General features: G+C 46.8%; 1 protein-coding gene. It reads left to right on the top strand.

Features of this window, described 5'->3' with window-relative positions:
- Nucleotides 1-818 (top strand): MotA/TolQ/ExbB proton channel family protein (locus tag KIV40_RS28245; RefSeq protein ID WP_285352524.1); only part of this gene is annotated, 818 nt, incomplete at both ends.

Genomic DNA, 818 nt, shown 5'->3' with positions numbered 1-818 from the left:
TTGAAGAGAAGCTGCGCCTAGAGACAGGTAGCCTTGGTGAACTGTTTGGTGTTGTTCGTCAAAATGCCAAAGAGCTTGAAGTTGAGCTTCACAACACAGTAAACAGTGTTGACCGTGCTGAGCACACTAAGACTGTTGATGAAATCATCGACGCGAAATCTCTTCCTTCGATGCCACAACTGACAGCACTGTGGTTAAGCATGTCTGAGCAGATTCAAGCGAGTAGCGAGCTTTCGAAGAATCAGATCGCATTCATTGATGGTGAGGGTACAACGAGTCAAGTTGATGCTTACCGTATCGGTTCATTAGGCCTAGTGACAGAGCAAGGCTACGTTAACTGGAACACACAGCGTGGCGATGCTATCGCTTACTTTAAGCAACCGGATAACGGTTCTGGTACTCCATCTAACATCGTTGTCGACCCGTCACGTGGTTTCATGCTAGAGCAACTGGCTCTGACTCCAAGCCTTCAAGACCGCCTAGAAGCGGGTGGTGTAGTAGGTAAAGTGATTCTTGGTCTACTTGCGATTGGTCTTATCATTGCACTTGTTCGTGGTATCGCACTTGCAGTTGCACGCCAGAAGATTCGTTCTCAACTTAAGAAGCCTGAACAACCAGGTAATAACCCTCTAGGTCGTATTCTTGCTGTTTACAACAAAGAGCAAACTCAATCTGTTGAAGCATTGGAACTGCGTCTACTTGAAGCGGTTGTGGATGAGCAAACTCACTTAGAGAAAGGCCTATCAATGCTGAAACTGCTTGCGGCACTAGCACCTATGCTGGGTCTGCTTGGTACAGTGACAGGTATGATTGAAACA

The organism is Vibrio sp. D173a (genome assembly GCF_030248475.1).
This window is presented reverse-complemented; position numbering and strand designations above follow the sequence as displayed.